Genomic DNA, 24,870 nt, shown 5'->3' on the forward strand with positions numbered 1-24,870 from the left:
CGCGGATGCACGAAACGACAACGCTGCTCGTCGAAGTCGGCGCACTGCTCTTCCTGCTCGGTCTCCTCGGCCGGCTGAGCCGTCGCATCGGTCTCATCGGCCAGCGGGGTGCCGGCGGGCACGGCGAGCACCGGCCGGGACAGCCGGAACAGGTCGATCAGCGGGAGGCGGCGGCTGACCCGCGCCATCCGGATCGACTGCCCGGCGCCGCGCCAGAGCGTGAACGCGACCAGCAGCATCAGCGGCAGGGCGAGCGGCGCGAGGTCGCGGGTGAGGGTGAGCAGGAGGACCAGCGCGGCGGTGCCGAAGGCGACGGCGCGTCCCACCCACCCGGCGACCTCGGTGCCCCGGTGCCGGTCGCCGGTGGCGGCCCAGACCGCCGCCCGCAGCGCGCGGCCGCCGTCGAGCGGCAGGCCGGGCAGGCTGTTGAACACGGCGACGATGACGTTGCTCACCGCCAGCTGGAACGCGAGCTGGTTGGCCAGGGTGCCGGCGGGCAGGGCGAGGGTGGCGGCGACGGCGAGCGCACCGAGCACGGCGGAGACGGCGGGGCCGGCGAGGGAGACCAGCAGGTCGACGCGGGGCGACGGGGCGTCGCGGTCCATCTCGGTGTAGCCGCCGAGCAGCTCCAGGGTGATGCCGCGCACCCCGATGCCGTGGCGGCGGGCGGTCAGTGCGTGGCCGAGCTCGTGCAGGAGCACCGAGCCGAGCAGGGAGACCACGAAGCCGAAGCCGATGAGGTAGCCGGCGAGCTGCGACAGGTCGAGCTGGCGGCGGGCGAACTCCGCGTAGAGCACGGTCACCAGCAGGGTGAGCAGCAGCATCGAGCCGTTGAGGTGCAGCGGCACCCCGAAGACGCGGCCCACGGTCAGGCCGGGCCGCGGGTCGGGTCGGCGCCGCGGTCGCCTCGTCTGCTCCATCGCCTCGATGCTACGCGGCGGGAGATCACGCGCCGGAGCGGCGACGGCGGTGGTGTCACACCGGTGCCCTAACCTTCCGGGCATGACGGCGGAACCGGTGACCACGCAGCAGCCCGCGACCCCGGCGGAGGTGCCGACGACGGTGCGGGCCTCGCTGTCGCCGTCGCGGGCGGCGGATTTCAAGACCTGCCCGCTGCTCTACCGGTTCCGCAGCATCGACCGGCTGCCGGAGCGGCCCACCGTCGAGCAGGCGCGGGGCACGCTGGTGCACGCCGTGCTGGAGCGGCTGTTCGACCTGCCCGCCGACGGGCGCACCCCGACCGCCGCCGGCGACCTGGTGGCCCCGCAGTGGGATCGGCTGGTCACGGAGCAGCCGGAGCTCGCCGGCCTGTTCGCCGCCGGCGACGACCCGGCGGCGGCCGAGTTCCTCCGGTCGGCGGCCGCGCTGCTGGAGGGCTACTTCGCGGTGGAGGATCCGCGCCGGCTGGAGCCGGCCGAGCGGGAGAGCCTGATCTCGGCCGTGGTCGACGATGAACTGCTGATCCGGGGCTACCTGGACCGGCTCGACGTGGCGCCGGACGGCGCGCTGCGGGTGGTCGACTACAAGACCGGCGGCGCGCCGCGGGAGGCGTTCGAGGCGCGGGCGCTGTTCCAGCTCAAGTTCTACGCGCTGGTGCTGTGGCGCACCCGGGGCGTGGTGCCCCGGGTGCTGCGGCTGCTCTACCTCAAGGACGCGGAGGTCTGCGACTACGCGCCGGACGCCGAGGAGCTGCTCCGCTTCGAGCGCACGGTGGTGGCCCTGTGGCGGGCGATCGAGCAGGCGACGGCGCGGCAGGACTTCCGCCCCCGGCCGAGCCGGCTCTGCGACTGGTGCAGCCACCAGGCGCTGTGTCCGAGCTTCGGGGGCACCCCGCCGCCGTTCCCGGCGCAGGTGGCGGCGGATCCGCTGCGCGACGCCCGGTCCCGCCCGGCGCCCCCCGGCGCCGACGAGTGACGGCCGGAGCGTCCGGCCGGCGGGTGACCCCGAGACGGAGGATCGGGTCTCCTCCTCAGGGAGGAGGCCGGGCTCCGCTCGGGCGACGATCGATCGGGCCCGGCGGCGGCTAGCGTCGCGGTATGACGTCGGACCCGAAGGCGTGGCTGCGCCGGCACCCGCCCGCCGCGGACGCTCTCCTGGCCCTCGGGCTCGTCGCGGCGGAGGTGGTGCTCACCACGCTCACTCCCCGGGAATACTGGCCGCCGCACGTGGTGGCGGTGCTGGGCTGGAGCGTGGTCTGCGCGGCGCCGGTGGCGTTGCGCCGGGTGGCGCCGTGGGCCGCCGTCGCCGCGGCGGTGGCGACGCTTGCGGTGCCCGTCCTGCTCGATGTCTCGCCGGGCGCGCAGGGCCTGACCTTCCTGGTGCTCACCTACACGACGGCCGCCACCCGGCCGCTGCGCACGGCGACCGCGGCGGCGCTGGCGATCTGGCTGCCGGTCGCGGCGGTGAGCGCCACCGCCCCGATGGACGCGATGGCGGAGGACGTCGGTTCCGCGTACCTGGTGTTGAACAACCTGCTGATCGGGGCCGTCTCCTACTCGGTGGGGCGGGCGGTGCGCGGGCGGCGGGCCACCACCGAGGCGCTGCGGGAGCGGGCCCGTTCCGCGGAGGAGAACCAGCGCTCGCTGGCCGACCGGGCGGTCGCCGACGAGCGCCGCCGCATCGCCCGGGAGCTGCACGACGTCGTGGCGCACCACGTCAGCGTGATGGGGGTGCTGGCCACCGGCGCCCGGCGGGTGCTGCCGAGGGACCCGGCCGCCGCCGACGAGGCGATCGCCACCATCGAGGCGACCAGCCGGGCCACCCTGCGGGAGATGCGCCGGCTGCTGGACGTGCTGCGCACCGACGCCGAGCCGGCCGCCGAGCTCTCCCCGCAGCCGGGGCTCGCCGGCGTCGAGGCCCTCGTGGAGCAGGTGCGCGAGGCCGGCCTGCCGGTCACGCTGCGCGTCGAGGGCGACCCCGGGGAGCTGGAGGAGGGGGTGGCGTTGACCCTCTACCGGATCGTGCAGGAGGCGCTGACCAACGCGCTCAAGCACGCCGGGACGGCCACCGCGCAGGTGCGGCTGACCTTCGACGAGGGCGCCGTGGCCGTGGAGGTCGCCGACACCGGGCGCGGCCCCGGGCCGGACGGCGACCGGATCGGGCACGGCCTGGTCGGGATGCGGGAACGGGTCGCCCTCTACGGTGGGGTGCTGCGCACCGGGGCGCGCCCGGGCGGCGGCTTCCGGGTGGCCGCGCGGATCCCGGTGGAGCGGCGGGGCGCGGTGGCGGCATGACCGGCTCGACGGCGTACGCGACAATCACGGCCGGGCCACTTCGCGGGACCGGGGACCAGGGACGGAGCATCAGGTGACCGAGGCGACGGTGCCGGCACGGCCGGTGCGTATCCTGCTCGCCGACGACCAGCCGCTGCTGCGTACGGGCTTCCGGATGGTGCTCGGCACGGAGGACGACCTGGACATCGTGGCCGAGGCCGGCGACGGCCTGGAGGCGGTGGACCTGGCCCGCCGGCTGCTGCCCGACGTGGTCCTGATGGACATCCGGATGCCCCGGATGGACGGGGTGACCGCGACCCGCGCGATCGTCGACGCCCGGCTGCCGGTGCGGGTGCTGATCCTGACCACGTTCGACCTCGACGAGTACGTGGTGGGGGCGCTGCGGGCCGGGGCGAGCGGCTTCCTGGCCAAGGACGTGCCGGCCGAGGACCTGGTCACGGCGATCCGCACGGTGGCCGCCGGGGACGCCGTGGTGGCGCCCCGCATCCTCAAGCGGCTGCTGGACCGCTTCGCCGACGTGCTGCCCGACCCGGCGGCGACCCCGCCGAAGGCCCTCGGCTCGCTGACCGAACGCGAGCGGGAGGTGCTCGTGCACGTGGCCCGGGGGCTGTCGAACGCCGAGATCGCCCGGGCGCTTTCGGTCAGCGAGACCACCATCAAGACCCACGTCGGGCACGTGCTGACCAAGCTGGGGCTGCGCGACCGGGTGCAGGCCGTGGTGCTGGCGTACGAGTCGGGCCTGGTCCGTCCCAAGGGGTAGCGACCCGGCGTGGCCGACCCGCCGCCACCGTCGTACCCGGGGATCCGCGGACGCGCGGCGTGGCTTGCCGCCGTCACCTACCGTGACCGCAGGCGGGGCCGGCGGGTTGACTCTCACGTGACGGCAGTGTGCAGAATCGGTCCCGCGGCGGAAGAGCGGCCGGCCGCCGGGTCAGGGGCAACCCTGAGCCGGCGTCGGGGGCACCCGCACCGCGAAATGGGCGGCGGCTCCGACCGGAGTCGGACGGATCGGGGCCGACGAGACCCGATGATGGGACTGCCGCGCCGGACCAGCGGGGGCGGCGCGGATCAGAATCAGACGGAAGAGGTAGATGACGTGACCGCGACGATAGGCCAGCAGGCGCAGGCCGCGGCCCGGGCGAACGACGTGTGGAAGGTGTACGGCAGCGGCGAGGCGCAGGTCGTCGCGCTGCGGGGGGTCACCGCGGAGTTCGAGCGGGGCCGGTTCACCGCGATCATGGGCCCGTCGGGCTCGGGCAAGTCGACGCTGATGCACTGCCTGGCCGGGCTCGACTCGGTCACCCGCGGCACCGTGTCGATCGGCGACACCACCGTCACCGGCCTCGGCGACGCCGGCCTGACGAAGCTGCGCCGGGACAAGGTCGGCTTCATCTTCCAGCAGTTCAACCTGCTGCCGACCCTGACGGCGAAGGAGAACATCCTGCTGCCGCTGTCGATCGCCGGGCGCAAGCCGGACCCGGCCTGGTACGACACGGTGATCGCCACGGTGGGCCTGCAGGATCGCCTGGGTCACCGGCCGGCGCAGCTCTCCGGCGGGCAGCAGCAGCGGGTCGCCTGCGCCCGGGCGCTGGTCTCCCGGCCCGAGGTGATCTTCGCCGACGAGCCGACGGGCAACCTGGACTCCCGCTCCGGCGCGGAGGTGCTGAACTTCCTGCGCAACTCCGTACGCGAGCACGGGCAGACCATCGTCATGGTCACCCACGACCCGACCGCGGCCGCGTACGCCGACCGGGTGGTCTTCCTCGCCGACGGGCAGATCGTCTCGGAGCTGATCGAGCCCACCGCCGAGACGGTGCTGGACACCATGAAGAAGCTGGACACCGTCACCGAGGTGGCCCGCTGATGTTCCGCGCGACGTGGAAGAGCCTGCTGGCCCGCAAGGTCCGGCTGATCCTCTCCGGCCTGGCCGTGGTGCTGGGCGTCATGTTCGTCTCCGGCGCGTTCGTGCTCACCGACACGCTCGGCCGTTCGTTCGACGCGATCTTCGCCGACGCGTACGAGGGGGTGGACGTCAACGTCGCCGCCAAGCCGAAGATCGACGTCGCGGAAGCCGAGGGCATGCAGGTGCCCCCGCCGCTGCCGGCGGCCACCCTGGACAAGGTCCGGGCGGTGCCCGGCGTGGCCGAGGCGACCGGGGTCGTCGGCGTCGACGGGGCGCGGATGATCGGCAGCAACGGCAAGGTCGTCGCGTCGTTCGGCCCGCCGCAGCTGGGCGAGAACTGGACGGGCGAGAGCGACCTGGTGCGCCTGCGCGAGGGCCGGGCGCCGCAGGCCGACGACGAGATCGTGATCAACAAGGCGCTGGCCACGGCCGGCAAGGTGAAGGTCGGCGACCGGGTCGGCGTGCTGACCCTCCAGCCGAAGCGGGAGTTCACCATCGTCGGCGTCTTCGGCTACAGCGGCGACCGGGACTCCATCGGCGGCGCCAACGAGATCATGTTCACCACGCCCGTCGCGCAGCGGCTGATGCTCGGCGCGCCGGACACCTTCAGCAACATCACGGTCACCGCCGCCGGCGGGGTGTCGGAGGAGGCGCTGCGCGACGCCGTGGCCGCCGCGGTGGGCGCCGACTACGAGGTGAAGACCGGCGAGCAGTTGTCCGAGGAGGCGGCGGCCAGCATGAAGGAGGCGCTGTCCTTCTTCAACCGGATCCTGCTCGGTTTCGCCGCGGTGGCGCTGCTGGTGGGCACCTTCCTGATCCTCAACACCTTCTCGATCATCGTGGCGCAGCGCACCCGGGAGCTGGCGCTGATGCGCGCCATCGGGGCCAGCGGCCGACAGATCATCGGGTCGGTGGTGCTGGAGGCCGTCGCGGTGGGGCTGATCGCCTCGGTGCTCGGCCTGGGCGCGGGCATCGGCATCGGCGCGCTGCTGGCGTACCTGTTCAGCACCTTCGCCGGCGGGCTGACCCTGGCCGGCGTCGGGGTGCCGCTGTCCGCCGTGGTCGGCGCGTTCGCCGTCGGCCTGGTGATCACCGTGGTGGCGGCGCTGCTGCCGGCCCTGCGGGCGTCCCGGATCCCGCCGATCGCGGCGATGCAGGACGTGGCCAACCCCGACCGCCCGCTGACCAAGGTCACGGTGGCCGGTGGGATCGTCACCGCCGTCGGCGCCGGGCTGCTGGCCCTGGGCCTGACGGGCAACGCCGGGGACGGCACCCTGGTCACCATCCTCGGCGGCGTGCTGTTCGCCTTCATCGGCGTGGCGCTGCTGACCCCGCTGATCAGCCGGCCGGTGGTGAGCCTGCTCGGCGCGATCTTCGCCTGGTCGGTGCCGGGCAAGCTGGGCCGGCTCAACTCCGGCCGCAACCCGCGCCGCACCGCCATCACCGCCGCGGCGCTGATGGTGGGCATCGCCCTGGTCACCGGGGTGACCGTGATCCTGGACTCGGCGAAGAGCAGCATCGGCGCACTCGCCCAGGGCACGCTGAAGGCGGAGCTGGTGATCTCCGGGGCGCAGAGCGGCCCCCGGCCGCCGACCTTCGATCCGGGGGTGCTGGAGAAGGCCGCGGCGATCCCCGGGGTGCGCCTCGCCGACGGCGAGTACGGCGACATGGCGGTGGTCGGCGGCACCCGGACGTGGGTCGCGGTGAGCAGCGACGTCGCCGCGCTGCGGCAGGTCTTCGGCGCCGAGGCCACCGCCGGGAACATCGACCGGCTCGCGCCGGACGAGATGCTGGTCAGCTCGGACACCGCGAAGTCGCGCGGGCTCTCCGTCGGCTCGCAGGTGCCGGTGCAGCTGGCCCGGGGCGAGGCACGGACCTACACGGTGACCGGCATCTACGCCAGCAGCCAGCTGACGAACCCGGTGGTGCTGCCGCCGGACGCGGCGCGCGACTTCGCCGTCCCGCAGCCGATCCAGGGCTTCATCCAGCTGGCCCCGGGCACCCGGGTCGCCGACGTGCAGCCGCGGATCGAGGCGCTGCTGGCCGACTCCCCCGAGGTGGCGGTGGTGGACCGGCAGGCGTTCATCGACCAGCAGACCGGCCAGCTCGACGGCCTGCTCACGATGATCCAGATCCTGCTGGCGCTGGCCATCGTGATCGCCGTGCTCGGCATCGTCAACACCCTGGCGCTGTCGGTGCTGGAGCGCACCCGCGAGCTGGGGCTGCTGCGGGCCATCGGCCTGCGGCGGGCGCAGACCATGCGGATGATCACCGTAGAGGCGGTGGTGATCTCGGTCTTCGGCGCGCTGCTCGGTGTCGCCGTCGGCGCCGGTCTCGGCGCGGCCGTGGTGGAGGCGCTCCGCGACGAGGGAATCACCGACCTGGTGCTGCCCTGGTCCCAGATGGGGGTCTTCCTCGGCCTGGCCGCGATCATCGGGGTCGTCGCCGCCGCGCTGCCGGCGGTCCGGGCCGCCCGGATCAACGTCCTGGGCGCCATCGCCCACGACTGATCGCGACGCCCGCACGCGAGGGGTCCCGCCGGCCGGCGGGGCCCCTCGTCGCGTCGGGCCACCCTCCGCCGCTCGCCCGCCGGGTCAGGCGTCGGCCGGGGGCGCGCCGAGCAGGGCCGCCAGCAGCTCCAGGTCCGCTCCCGTCAGGCTCTCCACCTGGTGTACGCCGCGCAGCGGCCCGATCGGCACCTCCGCCGGCACGGCCAGCACCGCCGCGCCGGCGGCGAGCGCGCTGGCCACCCCCGTCGGGGAGTCCTCGATCGCCACGCAGCGGGCGATCGGCACGTCGAGCAGGCGGGCCGCGGTCAGGTACGGCTCCGGGTGCGGCTTGGCCGCGTCGACCTCGTCGCCGCAGACCACCGCGTCGAAGCTGTCCCGCCCCAGGGTGTCCAGCGCGACCTCCACCAGGGACCGGCCGCTGGAGGTCACCAGCGCCGTCGGGATGCCCGCCGCGCGTACGGCCCGCAGCAGCGTCAGGGCGCCGGGACGCCAGCTCAGCCCGGTGCGGAACAGCTCCAGGACGCGGGCGTTGATCCACGCCGCGCTGGCGTCGGGGTCGCGTTCCGGCTGGCCCAGGTCGTCGTGCAGGAGCCGCATCGACACGGCCATGCTGCAGCCCACCATCGCCTTGCGGGTCGCGTCGGAGAGGACGCCGCCGTACCGGGCCGCCAGCTCGTGCAGCGCGACGTCCCACAGCTTCTCGCTGTCGACCAGGGTGCCGTCCATGTCGAAGAGCACGGCGGCGGGGTGGTGGCTGCTCAGGAGATCCTCCTCGGGTGGCGTACCCCCGTGATCCTTCCAGCCGGGACGCCGCCGCCGCGTGCGGGTGCCACCGGGGTGACCTGACCGACGGGTCGCGGGTGGACCGAGGGGGCGGGCCGCGCGGCGGGTGGCTTCGGCCCCCTCGTGGTCAGCGCAGGCCGCAGGCGTCCAGGGACCGCTCGTAGCCGCGGAAGAAGTACTCGGTGCGCTGCTCGGCGGTGCCGTGCGAGCCCTCGGCGAACCACGGCTGGCCGGGGTCGTCACCGACGGCGAGGAGTCCCTCGCGGAACTCCTCGAGGTCACCGTTGTCGAGCGTCAGCGCCCCGGAGCGCACCGAGTCGCCGAGGTACGCCCCGGCCATGCAGTCGGCCTGGAGTTCCTGCTGGATGGTGTAGCTGTAGCGGATGCCGAGGCGGACCTGGATGGCGTGCGCGTACTCGTGGCCGAGCAGGTAGAACACGAACGCGTCACCGACCTGGCGGAACGCCCCCACCGACCAGTTCACGTCGTAGGCGATGAAGTCGCCGGCCGAGCAGTAGACGGCGTTGTTGCGCGGCAGCCCCTGCCCGCCGCAGGACACCTCGCCGTCGCGCTGGTAGGGGATGACCCGGCGGACCGGGCGGAACCGCTCCCCCGAGGCGCGGAACCGGGCGGCCCAGTAGCGCTCGGCGAGGCCCCGCGCGTCGGCGACGTCCTGCTGGAACTCCTCGACGCTGGTGGTGCCGTCCGCCCGGGTCTGCCCGGGCGACGCGCCGCCGGAGCGGCCGGGCGGGGGCTCCTGCCCCGCGGGCTCGGACACCCCGCCGACCACGCAGCCGGCCGCCACGACGAGAGCCGTCGCGAGGCCGGCGAGCACGCTCCACGGCCGGCGTCCCACGCGCGTCGTCACTGTGCCCTCCCCGGCGTCGGCGATGCCGGGTGCAGTACCCCGGCGGCGCGCGCGTCATGCCGGGCCGCGCCGTCCGCGCCGACGCGACAACGCCGGGTGAGGCCGAGGGACAGCGCCCGGCCGGCACGTCGAGGGCCGGCGACACGTCGGCGGCGGGCGGCGCAGCGGCGGCGGCGGGCGACGCAGCGGCGGCGGCGGGCTCAGGGGCTGGCGGCGAGGAACACGAACGCGGCGAGCAGCACCAGGTGCACGCCGCCCTGCAGCACGGTGGCGCGCCCCGGCACCACGGTCAGGACGCCGGTGACGACGGTGAGGGCGAGCAGGGTGAGCTGGGTGCCGCCGAGACCGAGCAGCAACGGGCCGTCCAGCCAGATCGAGGCGATCGCTATGGCCGGGATGGTCAGCCCGATACTCGCCATGGCGGAGCCGAGCGCCAGGTTCAGGCTGATCTGCACGCGGTCGCGGCGGGCGGCGCGGGCGGCGGCGAGCGTCTCGGGCAGCAGCACCAGCAGCGCGATCACCACGCCGACGAAGGACGGGGGCAGGTTCGCGCCGGCGACGGCGGACTCGATCGCCGGGGAGACCGTCTTGGCGTCGCCGACCACGGCGACCAGCGCCACCAGCAGCAGGCCGAGGCTGAGCAGGGCGGCCCGGTTCGACGGCGGCGCGGCGTGCCCGTCGGCGTCGACCACCCGCCCCTCGCTGGTGACCGGCAGGAAGTAGTCGCGGTGACGGCCGGTCTGCACCAACACGAACAGGCCGTAGAGCGCGAGCGACGCCACGGCGGCGAAGGCGAGCTGGGCGGGGCTGAACTGCGGGCCCGGCCGGCTGGTGAAGGTCGGCACCACGAGGCTCAGTGCCGCGAGGGTGGCGACGGTGGCCAGCGCGCCGCCGGTGCCCTCCGAGTTGAACACGGCGACCCTGCGGCGCAGCGCGCCGATCAGCAGCGACAGGCCGAGTATCCCGTTACAGGTGATCATCACCGCGGCGAAGACGGTGTCCCGCGCGAGCGACTGCGTCTTCTCACCACCGCTGATCATGAGGGTGACGATGAGGGCGACCTCGATGACGGTGACGGCCACGGCGAGGACCAGCGAACCGTACGGCTCGCCCACCTTGTGGGCGACCACCTCGGCGTGGTGCACGGCGGCCAGCACCGCGCCGGCCAGGAAGGCCGCCACGACGACCACGACCGGGCCGGGCAGCTCGCGTCCCCAGGTGAGTAACAACGCCACGATCGCGAGCAGCGGTACGGAGACGGTCCAGTCGGTGAGACGCGAGCGGAGTGACACGGCCATCCCCCAACCCTGCCAGGAATCACGATCATGTGACCACCGACCGGCCGTGCGGAGCGACGGTTCGGTCGAACGTCACGCCGTCCGGCCGAGCCACGCGCCCCGGCGGCGCCCGTCCACGCCGGGCCCCGGACGGCCGCGGACCCGGGCCGGCGGGTCAGCCGTACGTGGGCTGCTGCGGCCAGCCGGGCGGGGAGTCCTCCCAGTCCTCCTGCCGGCCGTACGGGGTGAGGTCGAGGATGTTGTTGACGAAGACGAGCCGGTCGACGCCACGTGCGGTGGTGTCGTAGGTCCGGTAGACGTCCTCGCCGTCGCGCAGGAAGACGCTGAGCATGAAGCCACGCCCGGCCCCGCAGTCAGCCGCGAACGACGTGCCGTGCGACGAGACGAACGGCAGCGTCCAGCCCCGGCGCGCCTTGTACGCCTCGATCTGCGCCAGCGGCATGTCCGACACGGTCGCCCAGCTGATGCCCCGCTGCGCCAGCCGCGCCAGCCCGGTCGCCGGCACGCTGTCGGTGAACCACGTGCAGCCCGGGCAGTGGTGGTCGGGGCCGCTGTCCATGAACTGGTAGACCACGAGCTGACGCCGGCCCTCGAACAGGTCGAGCAGCGTGCGGGCGCCGGTGGGGCTGTCGAACCGGTAGCCGTTGTCGAAGCGGACCATCGGGAGGCGACGCCGGCGGGCGGCGAGCGCGTCCTGCGCGCGGGTGAGCTCCTTCTCGGCCTTCAGCAGGTCGTCGCGGGCCTGCCGCCACTCGTCGGCCGACACTGTCCGTGGCATCTCCATCAGCCGATTGTGCCCAGCCGGTGCGGCGACGCGCCCGAGCGACGCGCCGCCGGCCGGGACCGGACCCGGCCGGCCGTTTCCCGCCGGCTCGCCCCCGCGCGGCGACGATTTCTGGCACCGTCGGAGGGGCCGCCCGAGTACCGCGCCTGGTGAGGAGACGCCGGTGACCTCCGCAGCCGTGCACCACCGGACCGTCGACGTCGACGGGATCGGCATCTTCTACCGGGAGACCGGGCCGGCGACCGCGCCGGTGGTGCTCCTGCCGCACGGATACCCGTCGTCGTCGTTCCAGTTTCGTCACCTCCTCCCCGCGCTCGGCGACCGGTGGCGGGCGATCGCCCCCGACCAGCCCGGCTTCGGCTACAGCGACACGCCCGACCCCGACCGGTTCGCGTACACCTTCGACGCCCACGCCGAGGTGCTGCGCCGGTTCACCGAGGCGCTGCGCCTCACCCGATACGTGATCTACCTCCAGGACTACGGCAGCCAGTTCGGGCTGCGCCTGGCGATGTCGGCCCCGGAGCGGGTCGCCGGCCTGGTCATCCAGAACGGCGACATCTACCCCGACCAGCACGGTCCCAGGTACGAGCCGCTCAAGCAGTTCTGGCGCGATCCGACCGACGAGGGTCGCGACCGCCTCGCCTCGGCCGTCGGCGAGGAGGGCTTCCGCACGGAGTTCCTCGGGGAGCTGCCCGACCGGCTGCGCGACCGGGTCAGCCCGGACCTGTGGCGGCTCGCCGCCGCGCTGACCACGCCACGGCGGCGCGCCAACCTGGTCCGCCTCCTCGCCGACCAGGGCAGCACCGTCTCCTGGTTCCCCCGGCAGCAGGAATACCTGCGACGGCACCGGCCGCCGACACTGATCGTCTGGGGGCCGCACGACGGCTACATGCCCGAGGGCGCCGCCCGCGCCTACCTGCGGGACCTGCCCGACGCCGAGCTGCACCTGCTCGACGGCGGGCACTGGCTGCTGGAGACGCATCTCGACGACGTGGTCCGGCTGCTGCGCGACTTCCTCGGGCGGGTCCACCGGTGACGCTCTCGGGTCCGTTGGTGACGCTCGCGGGTCCGTCGGTGACGGGCGCGGCTCCGTCGGTGACGGGCGCGGCTCCGTCGGTGACGGGCGGGGCTCCGTCGGTGGCGGGCGGGGCTCCGTCGGTGGCGGTCGCGGCCCCGCCGGTGACGGCTGCTGGTCCATCGGTGGCGGTCGACCGGTGGCGGTCGTGACGGCGGCCCGGTGCCGCCGCTACCCTCGGCGGATGGACCGGTGCGACGAGTGCGGCTTCGACTACACCGACGTCTCCCCCGACGAACTGCCGACGCTCCTGCGGGCGCTGGGCGGCCGCTACGCCGCCGCCCTCGCCGAGGTGTGGCAGGTACGCCGGCGACCGGCCGAGGGCGTGTGGTCGCCGCTGGAGTACGCCTGCCACGTCCGGGACGTGCTCGGCGTGCAGGCCGAACGGCTCGCCCTGGCGCTGCGCGTCGACGAGCCGGAGTTCGCCCCGATGGGACGCGACGAGCGGGCCGTCGCCGAGGCGTACAACGAACAGGATCCCGCGGCCGTGCTGGCCGCGCTGGGAGCGGCCGCCGACGACCTCGCCGCCCGCTTCCGCGTGCTCGGCCCCGCCGACCTCGCCCGCACCGGGGTCTACCCGTGGCCGCGACCGCAGGCCCGGACGCTGCTGTGGCTCGGCCGGCACACGATCCACGAGGGCGAACACCACCTGCTCGACATCCGCCGCGCCGCACGGTCGCAGGCCGCCCACCAGGATCCCGGCGGCCTCCCGGACCGAGGCCCCGCCGGGCCGGTCGCCGCGGAGGACCGCTCGTAACGGTCCGGCCGACGCCGTGGGCCGCATCCACCCCGTCACGGCCGGGCGCCGATTGACGAGTCCAGGTCGGTCCAAGTGGTTGAAGAGGGCCTCGCCCAGTGAACCCGGTCGCCGGCGCCGGACGTCGTCCGCGCCGATGTCCGGGCAGTGCGCCCGGTCGGGTGGACCGGCCAACTCGGCCGGCGTGACGCGACCGCTCGGGTCTTCCGCGTCCGCCATGCCCGGCTACCCTGTGCGGATGCCTCCACGGAAGCCGACCCCGCTGCTGCTCGGGGCCGCGCTGCTGGCCGTCGTGGGCGCGCTCCTCGGCTCCGTCTGGGCGACCGGCGCCGGCGGTGCCGTCGTCCTCGGCCTCCTCGCCGTCCACCCCGCCGTGACCGACCCCGCCGTACCCCGGACGACGCGCCTGCTGGTGCGGGGCGTCCTGCTCTCGATCGCCCTCGCGGGCGCCGTGCAGTTGTCGGGATGGGCGGCCTCGCCGTTCGGCCACACCCCGGCGAGCGCGAGTGAGCTGATCGCGCTGGTGACCGATCCGGTACGACAGCGGGCGCAGTTCCTGCGCCAGGTGGCCACGGCGGGCTGCCTCGTCCTGGCCTGTGCCTTCGTCGGCGTCGCCGTGGGACGGTTGCCGGCGGAGCGGCTGCGCCGGGTCGGCCGCGCGGCGCCGGTCGTGGGCGCGCTCACCCTGGGCACCCTGCTGATCGTCGCGCTCCTCCCCGGCGCGTCGGCCGCGGGGCTGCTCGGTTCGGCCACGGACGTGGCCCTGGCGGCGCTGATCGTGCTCGGCGGGTACGCGTGGCTCGTGCACCGCGCGGTGCGGCGCCACGGCGCCGCCCCGTCGGTCGTCACGGTCGGCGTCGTGCTGCTGGCCACGACGGCCTGCGCCGCCGGGTACGGCGCCTGGGTGAGCCGGCCGGTGCCGGTGGCGGGCGAGAGCGACGGCGTCGTGTACTCCGTTGCGATCGCCGGCGGCGGCGCAGGCGCCGTGACGGACGTCAGTGTGGCAGTGAGCGCCACACTCGGGCCCGACGTCGAAACCGCCGCCGTCGTCGCGATGCTCTTGCTCGGCGCCGCCCTCACCGTGCCGGCCTGCGCGAGACTGGGCGGGACGCGCTGAGCCCTGAGCCGGGTCACGCCATCGGGCCGCGCTCAGCGGCCCCACCTTCGTCATCTGTCGGCACAGAGGGCTGTGTGAATGCGCTCCGCCCATGCGCGGCCGCGCAGGACGACTGACCGCCGGGGCCGCGACGCTCCCGGAGCATGGCGGGCAGATCGGCCAAGGTGGCGATGACCGGCCCGCCCCAGCCGGGGTCGGTGTCGTTGTGCTCCGTGGTCCGGAGGACGGTCATCCCGACCGCTGCCGCCCCGGCCAGCTCGCCGTCTGAGCCGTCGCCAACGAAGACGCACTCCGCCGGCCCGACGCCCAGGCCCTCGGCAGCGAGGTGATAGATCGCCGGGTCCGGCTTGGACAGCCCGACGTCGCAGGAGAAGACCGCGACGTCGAACCGGTGGGCGAGCCGGCTCTGCGGCCATGCCTCGGCAGTGTCCGAGGTGGCGTTGCTGATCAGGGCCAGCGGATGTCCGTCGTCGCGCAGCGCGTCGAGCACGTCGAGGGTGGCGGTCGAGACGCTGTCCAGCACCCGGTGGCTGAGCGCTCGCCGATGTACACCGGCCCGTGCCACCTGTTCGTCGGCTGGTGCGCCGCCGAGGCGTCCGGCGAGGATCCGGATGGTCTCCTCCACGTCCCACCGGACCATCCGGTCCCGCCAGGTGGCGTGGTAGGCGGCGACCAGCGCGGCCGGAGCCACCCCGACCATGACCGCCATCTCGCCGACCACCCGGTCACGCTCGTCGTCGGCGCCCTGGATCAGGGTGTGGTAGAGATCGAAGACCACCGGCCGAGGCATGCGAGCATCCTAATGAGACGTCGGCGCCGGCACCCTGCCTGCCAGCTCGTCCGAGTCCGACCCGCCCGTCCGAGCGGCGATTCAGTGGGCGTTCGACTTGGCGTGCGCCCTGACCAGCCACTCGAGGACGGCCGGCGTCGCGTCGAAGTGACCGGCGTGGCCGGCATCCGGCTGGACCTCGAGCTCGGCGCCGGGGATGCGCGCCGCGAGCCACCGGCCGTGCGTGACGGGCACGGCCTGGTCGAGCGCCCCGTGCCACACCCGCACCGGTCGCGACACGGCCTGCGGGTCGAAACCCCAGGGCAGGCCGAAAAGGGCGTGTACGTCGTCGACCCAGCCGTCGAGGCCCGGCCGGACGGCCTCGGTGAACGCGGCCTCGAGCATGGCGCTGATCTCTGGCCGAGCGAGCACGGCCTGATCGTTCGCGGGCAGCAGCGCCGGCCCGGCCTGATCCACGGCCGACAGGTGCGCCTCGACGGCTGCCCGACCCTGTAGGGCCGCGGCAGCGCTGCGGCGATTGCCGTCGGCCATCCCGGCCGTCCAGTCGAGGCCGGCGGCGTCGCGGGGGGCCAGGCTCGCCAGCACCCCTACCCGGGCGACCCGCTCCGGGTAGCGGGCGGCGAACGCCAGAGCGTGCGGCCCGCCCCCGGACACCCCCATGACCGAAAGCCGGCCCAGGCCGAGCGCGTCGACGATCGCGGCGATGTCCTCGGCACCGTCAACCACCCGACGGCCCGGCCTCGGTGTCGAGCGACCGAACCCGGGCCGGTCGTAGGTGACGAGCCGCACGCCGAGCCGCTCGAAGAGCGCCGGATCGGGATACCGCGCCAGGCGGCTCATCGGACTGCCGCATACCGACACCACCGGCGTTCCGTCGGGAACGCCCCACTCCTCGACCGCCAGGCGCCGTCCGTCACCCGTCTCAACCTCACGCATGATCATGAAGCTAGGCCACGCGACGGCCGACGGACAAACTGCTGTCAGCTAAACAGACCGCGGTGGATGCGACGCAAGGGGCGCTCCGAGGGCTTCGCCGCAGGTCATGGCCTGCCGTAATCACTTGGCGTTGAAGTAGCTCGCCTCCGGGTGGTGCACCACGATGGCGTCCGTGGCCTGCTCCGGCATGAGCTGGAACTCCTCCGACAGCTGCACACCGATCCGCTCCGCGCCCAGCAGCTCCACGATCTTCGCGCGGTCCTCCAGGTCGGGGCAGGCCGGATAGCCGAACGCGTACCGGCAGCCCCGGTAGTCGGTGCGCAGCAGACCCGCCAGGTCGGCCGGGTCGTCGTCGGCCACCGTCCGGCCGCCGGGCAGGGTCAGCTCGGCGCGGATCCGCCGGTGCCAGTACTCCGCGAGGGCCTCGGTGAGCTGCACGGACAACCCGTGCACCTCCAGGTAGTCGCGGTACTCGTTGCGGGCGAACAGCTTGGCGGCGTACTCGCTGACCGGCTGGCCCACGGTGACCAGCTGCAACGCCACCACGTCCAGCTCGTCGCCTCGCGGCCGGAAGAAGTCGGCCAGGCAGAGCCGCCGCTCCTGGCGCTGCCGGGGGAAGGAGAACCGGGCCCGCTCGGCGTGCCCGTTCTCGTCCAGCACCACCAGGTCGTTGCCCTCCGCGTACGCGGGGAAGTAGCCGTAGACGACGGCCGCCTCCAGCACCTGGTCGGCGATCAGCCGGTCCAGCCAGTAGCGCAGCCGCGGCCGGCCCTCCGTCTCGACCAGCTCCTCGTAGGACGGCCCCTTGCCGCCCCGGGCGCCCCGCAGCCCCCACTGCCCGAGGAAGGTGGCCCGCTCGTCGAGCAGCGCCGCGTAGTCGGCCAGCGGCACCCCCTTGACGACCCGGGTGCCCAGGAACGGCGGGGTCGGCACCTCGACGTCGGTGGCCACGTCGGAGCGGACCGAGGCGTCGTCCAGCGCCGGCAGCGCCTCGCTGACGATCGCCCGCTGCCGCTCCCGGCGAGCCCGGCGGGCCGCCAGGGCCGCCTCCCGCTCGGCGTCGATCACGGGCGCCCCGCCGCGCTTGGCGGCCATCACCCGGTCCATCAGGGACAGCCCCTCGAAGGCGTCGCGCGCGTAGTGCACCTGGCCGGGGAACATCGACCGCAGGTCGTCCTCGACGTACGCCCGGGTCAGCGCGGCCCCACCCAGCAGCACCGGCCAGCGCTCCGCGACCCCGCGCGTGGCCATCTCGGCCAGGTTCTCCCTCATGATGACCGTGCTCTTGACCAGCAGGCCCGACATGCCGATGGCGTCCGCGCGGTGCTGCTCGGCGGCGTCCAAGATGGCGTTGATCGGCTGCTTGATGCCGATGTTCACCACCTCGTAGCCGTTGTTGGACAGGATGATGTCCACCAGGTTCTTGCCGATGTCGTGCACGTCGCCCTTGACCGTGGCGAGCACGATGCGGCCCTTGCCGCCGTCGTCGGCCTTCTCCATGTGCGGCTCCAGGTAGGCCACCGCCGTCTTCATCACCTCGGCGGACTGGAGCACGAACGGCAACTGCATCTGCCCGGAGCCGAACAGCTCGCCGACGACCTTCATGCCGTCCAGCAGGATGTCGTTGATGATCGACAGCGGGGCCCGGCCGCCGGCCATCGACGCCTCCAGGTCGGCCTCCAGGCCGTTGCGCTCGCCGTCGACGATGCGCCGCTTGAGCCGCTCGTCCAGCGGCAGCGCGGCCAACTCCTCGGCCCGGCCGGCGCGCGCCGAGGCGGCGTCGACGCCCTCGAAGACCTCGATGAAGCGCTGCACCGGGTCGTAGCCCTCCCGGCGGCGGTCGTAGACCAGGTCGAGCGCGATCTCGCGCTGCTCGTCGGGGATCTTCGACATCGGCAGGATCTTGCTGGCGTGCACGATCGCCGAGGTGAGCCCCGCCTGCACGCACTCGTGCAGGAACACCGAGTTCAGCACCTGCCGCGCCGCCGGGTTGAGGCCGAACGAGACGTTGGAGACGCCCAGGGTGAAGTTGACCCCGGGATAGCGGCGGGCGATCTCCCGGATCGCCTCGATGGTCTCCAGGCCGTCGCGGCGGGTCTCCTCCTGCCCGGTGGCGATCGGGAAGGTCAACGCGTCGATCAGGATGTCGGACAGGTCCAGGCCCCAGCGGCCGGTGAGGTCCTCGATCAGCCGGGCCGCGACCCGCACCTTCCACTCCCGGGTGCGGGCCTGGCCCTCCTCGTCGATCAGCAGCGCCACCACCGCGGCGCCGTGCTCCCTGACCACCGGCATCACCCGCGCGTAGCGGGAGCCGGGGCCGTCGCCGTCCTCGAAGTTGACGGAGTTGACCACGCACCGCCCACCTAGCATCTCCAGCCCGGCCTCGATCACCGCCGGCTCGGTCGAGTCCAGCATGATGGGCAGCGTGGACGCGGTGGCGAACCGCCCGGCCAGCTCGCGCATGTCCCGGGTACCGTCGCGGCCCACGTAGTCGACGCACAGGTCCAGCAGGTGCGAGCCGTCGCGGGCCTGGCTGCGGGCGATCTCCACGCAGGACTGCCAGTCCCCGGCGAGCATCGCCTCGCGGAACGCCTTGGAGCCGTTGGCGTTGGTGCGCTCCCCCACCATCAGCACGCTGGCGTCCTGGGCGAACGGCACGTGGTGGTAGATCGAGGCGACGCCCGGCTCCCGCCGGGGCTCGCGCGGGCCCGGCCGGGCCCCGTGCAGCCGCTCGGCGACCACCCGGATGTGCTCGGGGGTGCTGCCGCAGCAGCCGCCGACGAGCGAGACGCCGTACTCGGTGACGAAGCGTTCGAGCGCGTCGGCCAGCTCCACCGGGGTCAGCGGGTAGACCGCCCCGTCGGCGGTGAGCTGCGGCAGGCCCGCGTTGGGCATCACCGACAGCGGCACCCGGGCGTGCTGGGAGAGGTAGCGCAGGTGCTCGCTCATCTCGGCCGGGCCGGTCGCGCAGTTCAGCCCGATCAGGTCCACCCCGAGCGGCTCGATGGCGGTCAGCGCCGCGCCGATCTCGCTGCCCAGCAGCATGGTGCCGGTGGTCTCGACGGTGACGTGGCAGATCAGCGGCACCGTCCGGCCGGCCTCCGCCATCGCCCGCCGGGACCCGACGACCGCCGCCTTGACCTGGAGCAGGTCCTGACAGGTCTCGACGATCAGGGCGTCCGCGCCGCCCGCGATCAGGCCGGCGGCGTTCTCGGCGTACGCGTCGCGCAGGGTCGCGTAGGCGGCGTGCCCGAGGGTGGGCAGCTTGGTGCCCGGCCCGATCGAGCCGAGCACGAAGCGGGGCCGCTCCGCCGTGGCGTACGCGTCGGCGGCCTCCCGGGCGATCCGGGCCCCCGCCTCGGACAGCTCGCGGATGCGGTGCTGGATGTCGTACTCGCCGAGGTTGGCGAGGTTGGCGCCGAAGGTGTTGGTCTCCACGCAGTCCGCGCCGGCGGCGAGGTACGCCTCGTGCACCCCGCGCACCACGTCCGGCCGCGTCACGTTGAGGATCTCGTTACAGCCCTCGTAGCCCTCGAAGTCGTCGAGGGTGAGGTCGGCCGCCTGCAGCATCGTGCCCATCGCGCCGTCGGCGATGAGGATCCGGTCTGCCAACACGTCGAGCATTGAGGTCCGCACGGGATCAGGTTAGTGCCGACCCGGCCCGATGGATCCCCCCGTGCCTGCCTTCCCACATTCTGTCAGCGGGATCACGCCGTCCGGTTGGTTGCGGTATGACCGGCTGAGGGTCGGCCCGACCGGCGCGGCCGACGGGCCGCTTCCCGCCCCGGCACGTAGGCTGGCGGACGTGAAGGACTACAGCAGAAGCACCGCGCCCGGCGGGCGGGCGGCCGGGTACGGTCCCGGCACCGTCCCCGACGAGCAGGGTGAGGTGACGGCGTGACCGAGTTCGACGGACTGCCGGTGCTGCGGTCCCCCGTGGCGATCGCCGCGTTCGAGGGCTGGAACGACGCCGCCGACGCGTCCACGGCCGCCGTCGAGCACCTGGAGCAGGTGTGGCAGGCCCGGCAGGTCACCGAGCTCGACCCGGAGGACTTCTACGACTTCCAGGTCAGCCGCCCCACCATCACGATGGCCGAGGGCGAGACCCGCCGGGTGGAGTGGCCCACCACGCGCTTCATGGTGGCCAGCCCCGAGGGCACCGAACGCGACGTGGTGCTGATCCGGGGCATCGAGCCGAGCATGCGGTGGCGCACCTTCTGCGAGCAGGTGCTGGAGATCTGCCACAGCCTGGAGGTCGAGCGGGTGGTCGTGCTCGGCGCCCTGCTGGCCGACGTGCCGTACACCCGGCCCCTGCCGATCAGCGGCAGCGCCTCCGACGCGGAGGCCGCGCGGCGCTACCAGCTCACCCCCACCCGCTACGACGGCCCGACCGGCATCGTGGGCGTGCTGCACGACGCCTGCAACCGCGCCGAGGTCGACGCGGTTTCGTTCTGGGTGCACGTGCCGCACTACGCCAACAACCCGCCCTGCCCGAAGGCGACCCTCGCCCTGCTGCACCGCGTCGAGGAGGTGCTCGACCTGCCGGTGCCGATGGCCGACCTCGCCGAGGAGGCCGCCGAGTGGGAGCAGCGGGTGCGCAGCGCCGCCGAGCAGGACGCGGAGCTCGGCGAGTACGTGCGCGAGCTGGAGGAACGCGTCGGCGACGCGGGCATCACCCCGCTGACCGGCGACGAGATCGCCCAGGAGTTCGAGAAGTACCTGCGCCGGCGCGGCGGCTCCGCCGGCCCCACCGCCGGCTCCTGGTAGCGCCACTCCCCTGCCCCACCGGGCCCCGGACGCGTGTCGTCCGGGGCCCGTTCCGTGTCCCGGCGTCTAGATCTCGACGTCCCGGCGTCCGGATCCCGGCGTGTCCGGGGTGGTGCCATCGCCACCCGTGCCGGCGGCCCGGATCCCGGTGTGTCCGGGGTGGCGCCGTCACCACCCGTAGGGCATCCTAGGAACCTAGCTGTGATCGAGGAGGCGGGCATGCAGATCAATCCCGGGGCGGCCGAGTTCCCGCACCGGCAGATCGCCGCGCAGCTCAAGGCGCAGATCCGCCGCGGCGACTGGGGGCCGGGCGAGCGGCTGCCGTCCATCCCGGCCATCGCCGAGATGTTCGGCGTGGCGAAGCAGACCGTGCAGCGCGCCGTCGACCAGCTGCGCGTCGAGGGCATCCTGATCACCAAGCCCGGCTCCGGGACGTACGTCCGGGGCACCCGGCGGCGGCTCAACCGGCTCTCCCGGGGTCGCTACGGCGGCTTCCGCGGCTACCACACCGACCTGGCCGCCCGGTACCGGCAGCAGCTCGTCTCGGTCGGCCGGGCCCCCGCGCCGCCGGAGGTGGCCGACGCGTTCGGCGTGGCCGACGGCACCGAACTGCTCTGCCGACGCCACCTCGTGCGCACCGAGGACTCCCCCGTCGAGGTGGGCGCCTCGTGGTTCCTGCCCGCCGACACCGCCGGCACCTCCCTGGAGCGCGCCGAGGCGTTCGGCCGGCCGCTCTACCAGGAGGCCGAGGAGGCCACCGGCCGGCGGTACGTGTCGGCCACCGACACGATCAGCGCCCGCCAGCCCAGCCGGGAGGAGGCGGAGATCCTCCAGATCCGCCCCGACACGCCCGTGCTGCACCTGCTGCACGTCGCGTACGACGGCCACCGCAAGCCGATCGAGGTCGCCCAGGCCACCTGGCCCGGCCCGGTCACCACCCTCACCGAGGAGTACCGGATCCCGGCCCCCGCCGCCGACCCGGACCCCGACCCGGGCCTAACCCTGGCCTGACCCCCACCCACTCCCCCGCTCCCCCCGCTCCCCGCCCCCTCCCCCCTCGCCCCCGCACTCCTCTCCCTCCCGCGCTCCTCTCCCTCCCGCGATCTTGCACTTTCTGCCCTAACAAGTGGGACATAAGCCTCTTATCGAGGGCCGAAAGTGCAAGATCGCGGGCGATCGGGCGGGGCGGGCGGGGGGCGGGCGGGGCGGGCGGGGGGCGGGAGGGGCGGGAGGGGGTTAGAGGCGGAGGCCTAGGAGGGCGTCGAGGGTGTTGGTGAAGAGGGCGGGGGCGACCGGGTCGTCGGCGGCGCCGGCCAGGGTCGCCTCGGCCCACTGGTCGGCCAGCGCGACGGCGCCCGGCGAGTCGAGGTCGTCGGCGAGGCGGGCGCGTACGCCGGCGAGGAACGCCTCCCCCGCAGCGCCGGCGGGCGCGGCGGCGGCGCGCCGCCAGCGGGCCAGCCGCTCCTGCGCGTCGGCGAGCAGCTCGTCGGTCCAGGCGCGGTCGCTGCGGTAGTGCCCGGAGAGCAGGGCCAGCCGGACCGCCATCGGGTCGACCCGGTCGGCGCGCAGCCGGGAGACGAAGACCAGGTTGCCCCGGGACTTCGACATCTTCTCGCCGTCCAGGCCGATCATGCCGGCGTGCACGTAGTGGCCGGCGAACGGCGCGGCGCCGGTGAGCCGCTCGGCGTGCGCGGCCGAGCACTCGTGGTGCGGGAAGAGCAGGTCGTTGCCGCCGCCCTGCACGTCGATCCGCTCGCCGAGCAGGTTGAGCGCGATGACGGCGCACTCGATGTGCCAGCCGGGACGGCCGGGGCCCAGGTCGCCGCCCGGCCAGGACGGCTCGCCCTCGCGGGCCCCGCGCCACAGCAGCGGGTCGAGCGGGTCGCGCTTGCCGGCCCGGTCGGGGTCGCCCCCGCGCTCGGGGAAGATCTCCAGCATCTGCTCGCGGGTCAAGTTGGACTCGTAGCCGAACCGGGGCGCGGCGGCGAGGTCGAAGTAGACGTCGCCGGTGCCGTCCTCCAGGCGGTACGCGGCCCCGTCCTTGAGCAGCACGAGGACCTTCTCGGCGATGTCGGGGATGGACTCGACGGCGCCGACGTAGTGCGCCGGCGGAATGATCCGCAGCGCCTCCATGTCCTCGCGGAACAGCGCCGTCTCGCGCATCGCCAGGACCTTCCAGTCCTCGCCGTCGCGCTCGGCCCGCTCCAGCAGCGGGTCGTCGATGTCGGTGACGTTCTGCACGTAGCGCACGTCGAGGCCGGCGTCGCGCCACATCCGCTGCACCAGGTCGAACGTGATCATGGTGGCGGCGTGGCCGAGGTGGGTGGCGTCGTACGGGGTGATGCCGCAGACGTACATCGTCGCGACGCCCGACGGATCGCTGCGGTGGACACCCTGCCGCGCCGAGTCGAACAACGCGAGCGGCTCGCCCCTGCCCGGCAGCCGCGGCACCTCATGTCCCGCCCAAGAGTCCATGACCGTAAGCCTAACCAGCCACCGGACCGCGACACGGCCACCCCACGGGTGATCATCATGACAGCGGCGCGCGGCACGTCACATGGGGGGCCAGGGCACCGCCGGCCAGTCCTGCGACGGCTGCGGGAAGCACCCGGTGTGCCGCAGCCGGTCGACCCGGGCGGCCAGCTCGCCGAGCTCGGCCAGCGTCAGGTGGTCGGCCAACTCCGCGCCGAGGGCGCCGGCGAACTGGCCGGCGAGCGCGTCGAGCATCTCGACGGCGTCGGCGGGGAGCGGGCGGCCGGCCCAGCCCCAGAGCACCGTGCGCAGCTTCTCCTCGACGTGGAAGCTCACCCCGTGGTCCACGCCGTAGATCCGGTCGTCCGGGCCCACCAGCACGTGGCCGCCCTTGCGGTCGGCGTTGTTGATCACCGCGTCGAGCACCGCGAGGCGGGCCAGCCGCGGGTCGTCGGCGTGGGCGAGCGCGTAGGGCGTGCCGTCGTCGTCGCGGGCCGCGGCGATCGGGAACCAGCGCGGCGGCAGCGCGTCGGCGGGCACGAACCCGACCAGCGGCTCCGCGTCGGCCGGCTCGTCGATCCAGAGCTGACACGAGCCGGGCCCGAACGGGCCGTCCCGCAGCACCGTCGGCGGGACCAGGTCCCAGCCGGTGGCCTGGGAGACCAGGTAGGCCGAGACCTCACGGCCGGCCAGGGTGCCGTCCGGGAAGTCCCAGAGCGGACGCTCGCCCCGCACCGGCTTGTAGACGCACCGCGCGGTCACCCCGTCGAGCGTCAGGACGCCCCGCAGGGTGGTGTTGGAGGCGTCGACGAGCCGCCCCTCCAGCTCGAGCGAGCCGTCGCGGAGCAGCCGGAGCGCGGCGTCGCCGTCCTGTCGGGGCTGGAGTTCCGACGACGTCACCGGTGATAACCGTTGTGGCGCGGGCAGAGGTGACCCGCAGGGTCGAGCGGCTGGCCGCACAGCGGGCAGGGCGGACGGCCGGCGTTGACCACCCGCCGGGCGCGCTCGATGAACGCGCGGGTCGCCTCGGGGGTCAGCCGCACCCGGAGCCGGTCGAGGTCGTCGTCCGGCTCCTCGTCGGCCTCGTCCTCCTCGTCGTCGTCCGGCTCGCCGAGCTCGACCTCGGCCTCCGCCTCGCCGGCGGCGATGGCCTCGATCACGACGGTCGCGGTGTCGACGTCGAAGGCCAGGCCGAGCGTGCCGACCCGGAACTCCTCGTCGACCGGCGTGTCCAGCGGGTCGTTGTCGCCGACGGCGGCCACCGGCTCGGGCAGGTCGACACCGAACCGGCGCTGCGCCTCGGAGAGCAACTCCTCCAGCTTCTCGGCGAGCAGCGACACCTGGACCTTCTCCAGCGCGACGCTGACCAGCCGGCCACCGCCGCGCGCCTGGAGGAAGAACGTGCGCTCCCCGGGCGGCCCGACGGTCCCGGCGACGAACCGCTCCGGCGGCTCGAAGGCGTGCACCTGGTGGGTCATACCCACGACCCTATCCGGCGCGCCACGGCGCCGCGTACCCCACCGACGCGAATCGCCGCGCGCCCGCCGCGCCCGGGACGCCGCCGGCCGGAGCCGGGC

At 74.3% G+C, this 24,870-nt stretch carries 21 protein-coding genes; 10 read left to right on the forward strand and 11 right to left on the reverse strand.

Annotated features, from left to right (window positions below; all coding sequences use genetic code 11):
* A partial coding sequence (locus ACWENR_RS18545; protein ID WP_452278239.1) for a M50 family metallopeptidase occupies window positions 1-824 on the reverse strand: 824 nt, incomplete at its 3' end.
* A gap of 178 nt (window positions 825-1,002) precedes the next feature.
* Here ACWENR_RS18545 and ACWENR_RS18550 point away from each other — a divergent pair.
* The 5 genes from ACWENR_RS18550 (at window position 1,003) to ACWENR_RS18570 (ending at window position 7,646) form a co-directional block, all read left to right on the forward strand.
* Window positions 1,003-1,914, forward strand: a complete 912-nt coding sequence (locus ACWENR_RS18550) for a RecB family exonuclease (protein ID WP_452278219.1) — start codon at window positions 1,003-1,005, stop codon at window positions 1,912-1,914.
* A gap of 122 nt (window positions 1,915-2,036) precedes the next feature.
* Window positions 2,037-3,233: a sensor histidine kinase gene (locus tag ACWENR_RS18555; RefSeq protein WP_452278220.1), complete on the forward strand. Its 1,197-nt coding sequence runs from the start codon at window positions 2,037-2,039 to the stop codon at window positions 3,231-3,233.
* A gap of 73 nt (window positions 3,234-3,306) precedes the next feature.
* Window positions 3,307-3,993, forward strand: coding sequence for a response regulator (locus ACWENR_RS18560; protein WP_452278221.1), 687 nt, complete (start codon window positions 3,307-3,309; stop codon window positions 3,991-3,993).
* Window positions 3,994-4,329: 336 nt separating this feature from the next.
* Window positions 4,330-5,097, forward strand: coding sequence for an ABC transporter ATP-binding protein (locus ACWENR_RS18565; RefSeq protein WP_452278222.1), 768 nt, complete (start codon window positions 4,330-4,332; stop codon window positions 5,095-5,097).
* On the forward strand, window positions 5,097-7,646 hold the full coding sequence (locus tag ACWENR_RS18570; protein WP_452278223.1) for an ABC transporter permease: 2,550 nt from the start codon (window positions 5,097-5,099) through the stop codon (window positions 7,644-7,646). Before ACWENR_RS18565 ends, ACWENR_RS18570 begins: the two co-directional genes overlap by 1 nt.
* An 84-nt stretch (window positions 7,647-7,730) precedes the next feature.
* Here ACWENR_RS18570 and ACWENR_RS18575 read toward each other — a convergent pair whose 3' ends face one another.
* The 4 genes from ACWENR_RS18575 to ACWENR_RS18590 all read right to left on the reverse strand — a co-directional run bounded on the left by ACWENR_RS18575 (window position 7,731) and on the right by ACWENR_RS18590 (window position 11,379).
* Window positions 7,731-8,384, reverse strand: coding sequence for an HAD family hydrolase (locus ACWENR_RS18575; RefSeq protein WP_452278224.1), 654 nt, complete (start codon window positions 8,382-8,384; stop codon window positions 7,731-7,733).
* 172 nt (window positions 8,385-8,556) lie between these two features.
* The gene (locus ACWENR_RS18580) at window positions 8,557-9,297 is read right to left on the reverse strand and encodes a neutral zinc metallopeptidase (protein ID WP_452278225.1); all 741 of its coding nucleotides are present in this window, start codon (window positions 9,295-9,297) and stop codon (window positions 8,557-8,559) included.
* A 200-nt stretch (window positions 9,298-9,497) separates the two neighbouring features.
* Window positions 9,498-10,595 carry a calcium:proton antiporter gene (locus ACWENR_RS18585; RefSeq protein WP_452278226.1) on the reverse strand — a complete coding sequence of 366 codons (1,098 nt, stop codon included), beginning with the start codon at window positions 10,593-10,595 and terminating at the stop codon, window positions 9,498-9,500.
* A gap of 154 nt (window positions 10,596-10,749) precedes the next feature.
* Window positions 10,750-11,379, reverse strand: a complete 630-nt coding sequence (locus ACWENR_RS18590; RefSeq protein WP_452278227.1) for a DUF899 domain-containing protein — start codon at window positions 11,377-11,379, stop codon at window positions 10,750-10,752.
* A gap of 163 nt (window positions 11,380-11,542) precedes the next feature.
* Here ACWENR_RS18590 and ACWENR_RS18595 point away from each other — a divergent pair, with 163 nt between their 5' ends.
* From ACWENR_RS18595 to ACWENR_RS18605, 3 genes are all read left to right on the forward strand, one after another.
* The gene (locus ACWENR_RS18595) at window positions 11,543-12,415 is read left to right on the forward strand and encodes an alpha/beta fold hydrolase (protein ID WP_452278228.1); all 873 of its coding nucleotides are present in this window, start codon (window positions 11,543-11,545) and stop codon (window positions 12,413-12,415) included.
* A 223-nt stretch (window positions 12,416-12,638) separates the two neighbouring features.
* Window positions 12,639-13,211, forward strand: coding sequence for a DinB family protein (locus ACWENR_RS18600; protein ID WP_452278229.1), 573 nt, complete (start codon window positions 12,639-12,641; stop codon window positions 13,209-13,211).
* A gap of 238 nt (window positions 13,212-13,449) precedes the next feature.
* Window positions 13,450-14,328 (forward strand): hypothetical protein, encoded by an 879-nt coding sequence (locus ACWENR_RS18605; RefSeq protein ID WP_452278230.1) that lies wholly within the window; start codon window positions 13,450-13,452, stop codon window positions 14,326-14,328.
* 13 nt (window positions 14,329-14,341) lie between these two features.
* Here ACWENR_RS18605 and ACWENR_RS18610 read toward each other — a convergent pair whose 3' ends face one another.
* The 3 genes from ACWENR_RS18610 to metH form a co-directional block, all read right to left on the reverse strand.
* Window positions 14,342-15,118 (reverse strand): HAD family hydrolase, encoded by a 777-nt coding sequence (locus ACWENR_RS18610; RefSeq protein WP_452278231.1) that lies wholly within the window; start codon window positions 15,116-15,118, stop codon window positions 14,342-14,344.
* Window positions 15,119-15,199: 81 nt separating this feature from the next.
* The gene (locus tag ACWENR_RS18615; protein WP_452278232.1) at window positions 15,200-16,060 is read right to left on the reverse strand and encodes an alpha/beta fold hydrolase; all 861 of its coding nucleotides are present in this window, start codon (window positions 16,058-16,060) and stop codon (window positions 15,200-15,202) included.
* 114 nt (window positions 16,061-16,174) lie between these two features.
* The gene (metH, locus tag ACWENR_RS18620; protein ID WP_452278233.1) at window positions 16,175-19,690 is read right to left on the reverse strand and encodes a methionine synthase; all 3,516 of its coding nucleotides are present in this window, start codon (window positions 19,688-19,690) and stop codon (window positions 16,175-16,177) included.
* Between the two features lie 261 nt (window positions 19,691-19,951).
* On the opposite strand from metH, the gene ACWENR_RS18625 reads away from it, so the two are divergent.
* Together ACWENR_RS18625 and ACWENR_RS18630 are read left to right on the forward strand one after the other, a co-directional pair.
* Window positions 19,952-20,821 (forward strand): PAC2 family protein, encoded by an 870-nt coding sequence (locus ACWENR_RS18625; protein WP_452278234.1) that lies wholly within the window; start codon window positions 19,952-19,954, stop codon window positions 20,819-20,821.
* A gap of 219 nt (window positions 20,822-21,040) precedes the next feature.
* Window positions 21,041-21,832 (forward strand): GntR family transcriptional regulator, encoded by a 792-nt coding sequence (locus ACWENR_RS18630; RefSeq protein ID WP_452278235.1) that lies wholly within the window; start codon window positions 21,041-21,043, stop codon window positions 21,830-21,832.
* Window positions 21,833-22,057: 225 nt separating this feature from the next.
* Here the strand turns inward: ACWENR_RS18630 and mshC are convergent, their stop codons facing one another.
* The 3 genes from mshC to ACWENR_RS18645 form a co-directional block, all read right to left on the reverse strand.
* Window positions 22,058-23,296, reverse strand: coding sequence for a cysteine--1-D-myo-inosityl 2-amino-2-deoxy-alpha-D-glucopyranoside ligase (gene mshC / locus ACWENR_RS18635; protein ID WP_452278236.1), 1,239 nt, complete (start codon window positions 23,294-23,296; stop codon window positions 22,058-22,060).
* Window positions 23,297-23,374: 78 nt separating this feature from the next.
* Window positions 23,375-24,193 (reverse strand): SCO1664 family protein, encoded by an 819-nt coding sequence (locus ACWENR_RS18640; protein ID WP_452278237.1) that lies wholly within the window; start codon window positions 24,191-24,193, stop codon window positions 23,375-23,377.
* Window positions 24,190-24,771 carry a DUF3090 domain-containing protein gene (locus ACWENR_RS18645; protein WP_452278238.1) on the reverse strand — a complete coding sequence of 194 codons (582 nt, stop codon included), beginning with the start codon at window positions 24,769-24,771 and terminating at the stop codon, window positions 24,190-24,192. The genes ACWENR_RS18640 and ACWENR_RS18645 overlap by 4 nt, the downstream gene beginning before the upstream one ends.
* Between the last annotated feature and the right edge of the window lie 99 nt (window positions 24,772-24,870).

The organism is Micromonospora sp. NPDC004336 (genome assembly GCF_053602615.1).

Bases quoted from the DNA above. Each gene is read 5' to 3' on its own strand.
- ACWENR_RS18555 (WP_452278220.1), top strand. From the start codon at position 2,037: ATGACGTCGGACCCGAAGGCGTGGCTGCGCCGGCACCCGCCCGCCGCG.
- mshC (WP_452278236.1), bottom strand. From the start codon at position 23,296: ATGGACTCTTGGGCGGGACATGAGGTGCCGCGGCTGCCGGGCAGGGGC.
- ACWENR_RS18645 (WP_452278238.1), bottom strand. From the start codon at position 24,771: ATGACCCACCAGGTGCACGCCTTCGAGCCGCCGGAGCGGTTCGTCGCC.
- ACWENR_RS18605 (WP_452278230.1), top strand. From the start codon at position 13,450: ATGCCTCCACGGAAGCCGACCCCGCTGCTGCTCGGGGCCGCGCTGCTG.
- ACWENR_RS18585 (WP_452278226.1), bottom strand. From the start codon at position 10,595: ATGGCCGTGTCACTCCGCTCGCGTCTCACCGACTGGACCGTCTCCGTA.
- ACWENR_RS18570 (WP_452278223.1), top strand. From the start codon at position 5,097: ATGTTCCGCGCGACGTGGAAGAGCCTGCTGGCCCGCAAGGTCCGGCTG.
- ACWENR_RS18600 (WP_452278229.1), top strand. From the start codon at position 12,639: ATGGACCGGTGCGACGAGTGCGGCTTCGACTACACCGACGTCTCCCCC.
- ACWENR_RS18610 (WP_452278231.1), bottom strand. From the start codon at position 15,118: ATGCCTCGGCCGGTGGTCTTCGATCTCTACCACACCCTGATCCAGGGC.
- ACWENR_RS18590 (WP_452278227.1), bottom strand. From the start codon at position 11,379: ATGGAGATGCCACGGACAGTGTCGGCCGACGAGTGGCGGCAGGCCCGC.
- ACWENR_RS18615 (WP_452278232.1), bottom strand. From the start codon at position 16,060: ATGATCATGCGTGAGGTTGAGACGGGTGACGGACGGCGCCTGGCGGTC.
- ACWENR_RS18630 (WP_452278235.1), top strand. From the start codon at position 21,041: ATGCAGATCAATCCCGGGGCGGCCGAGTTCCCGCACCGGCAGATCGCC.
- ACWENR_RS18550 (WP_452278219.1), top strand. From the start codon at position 1,003: ATGACGGCGGAACCGGTGACCACGCAGCAGCCCGCGACCCCGGCGGAG.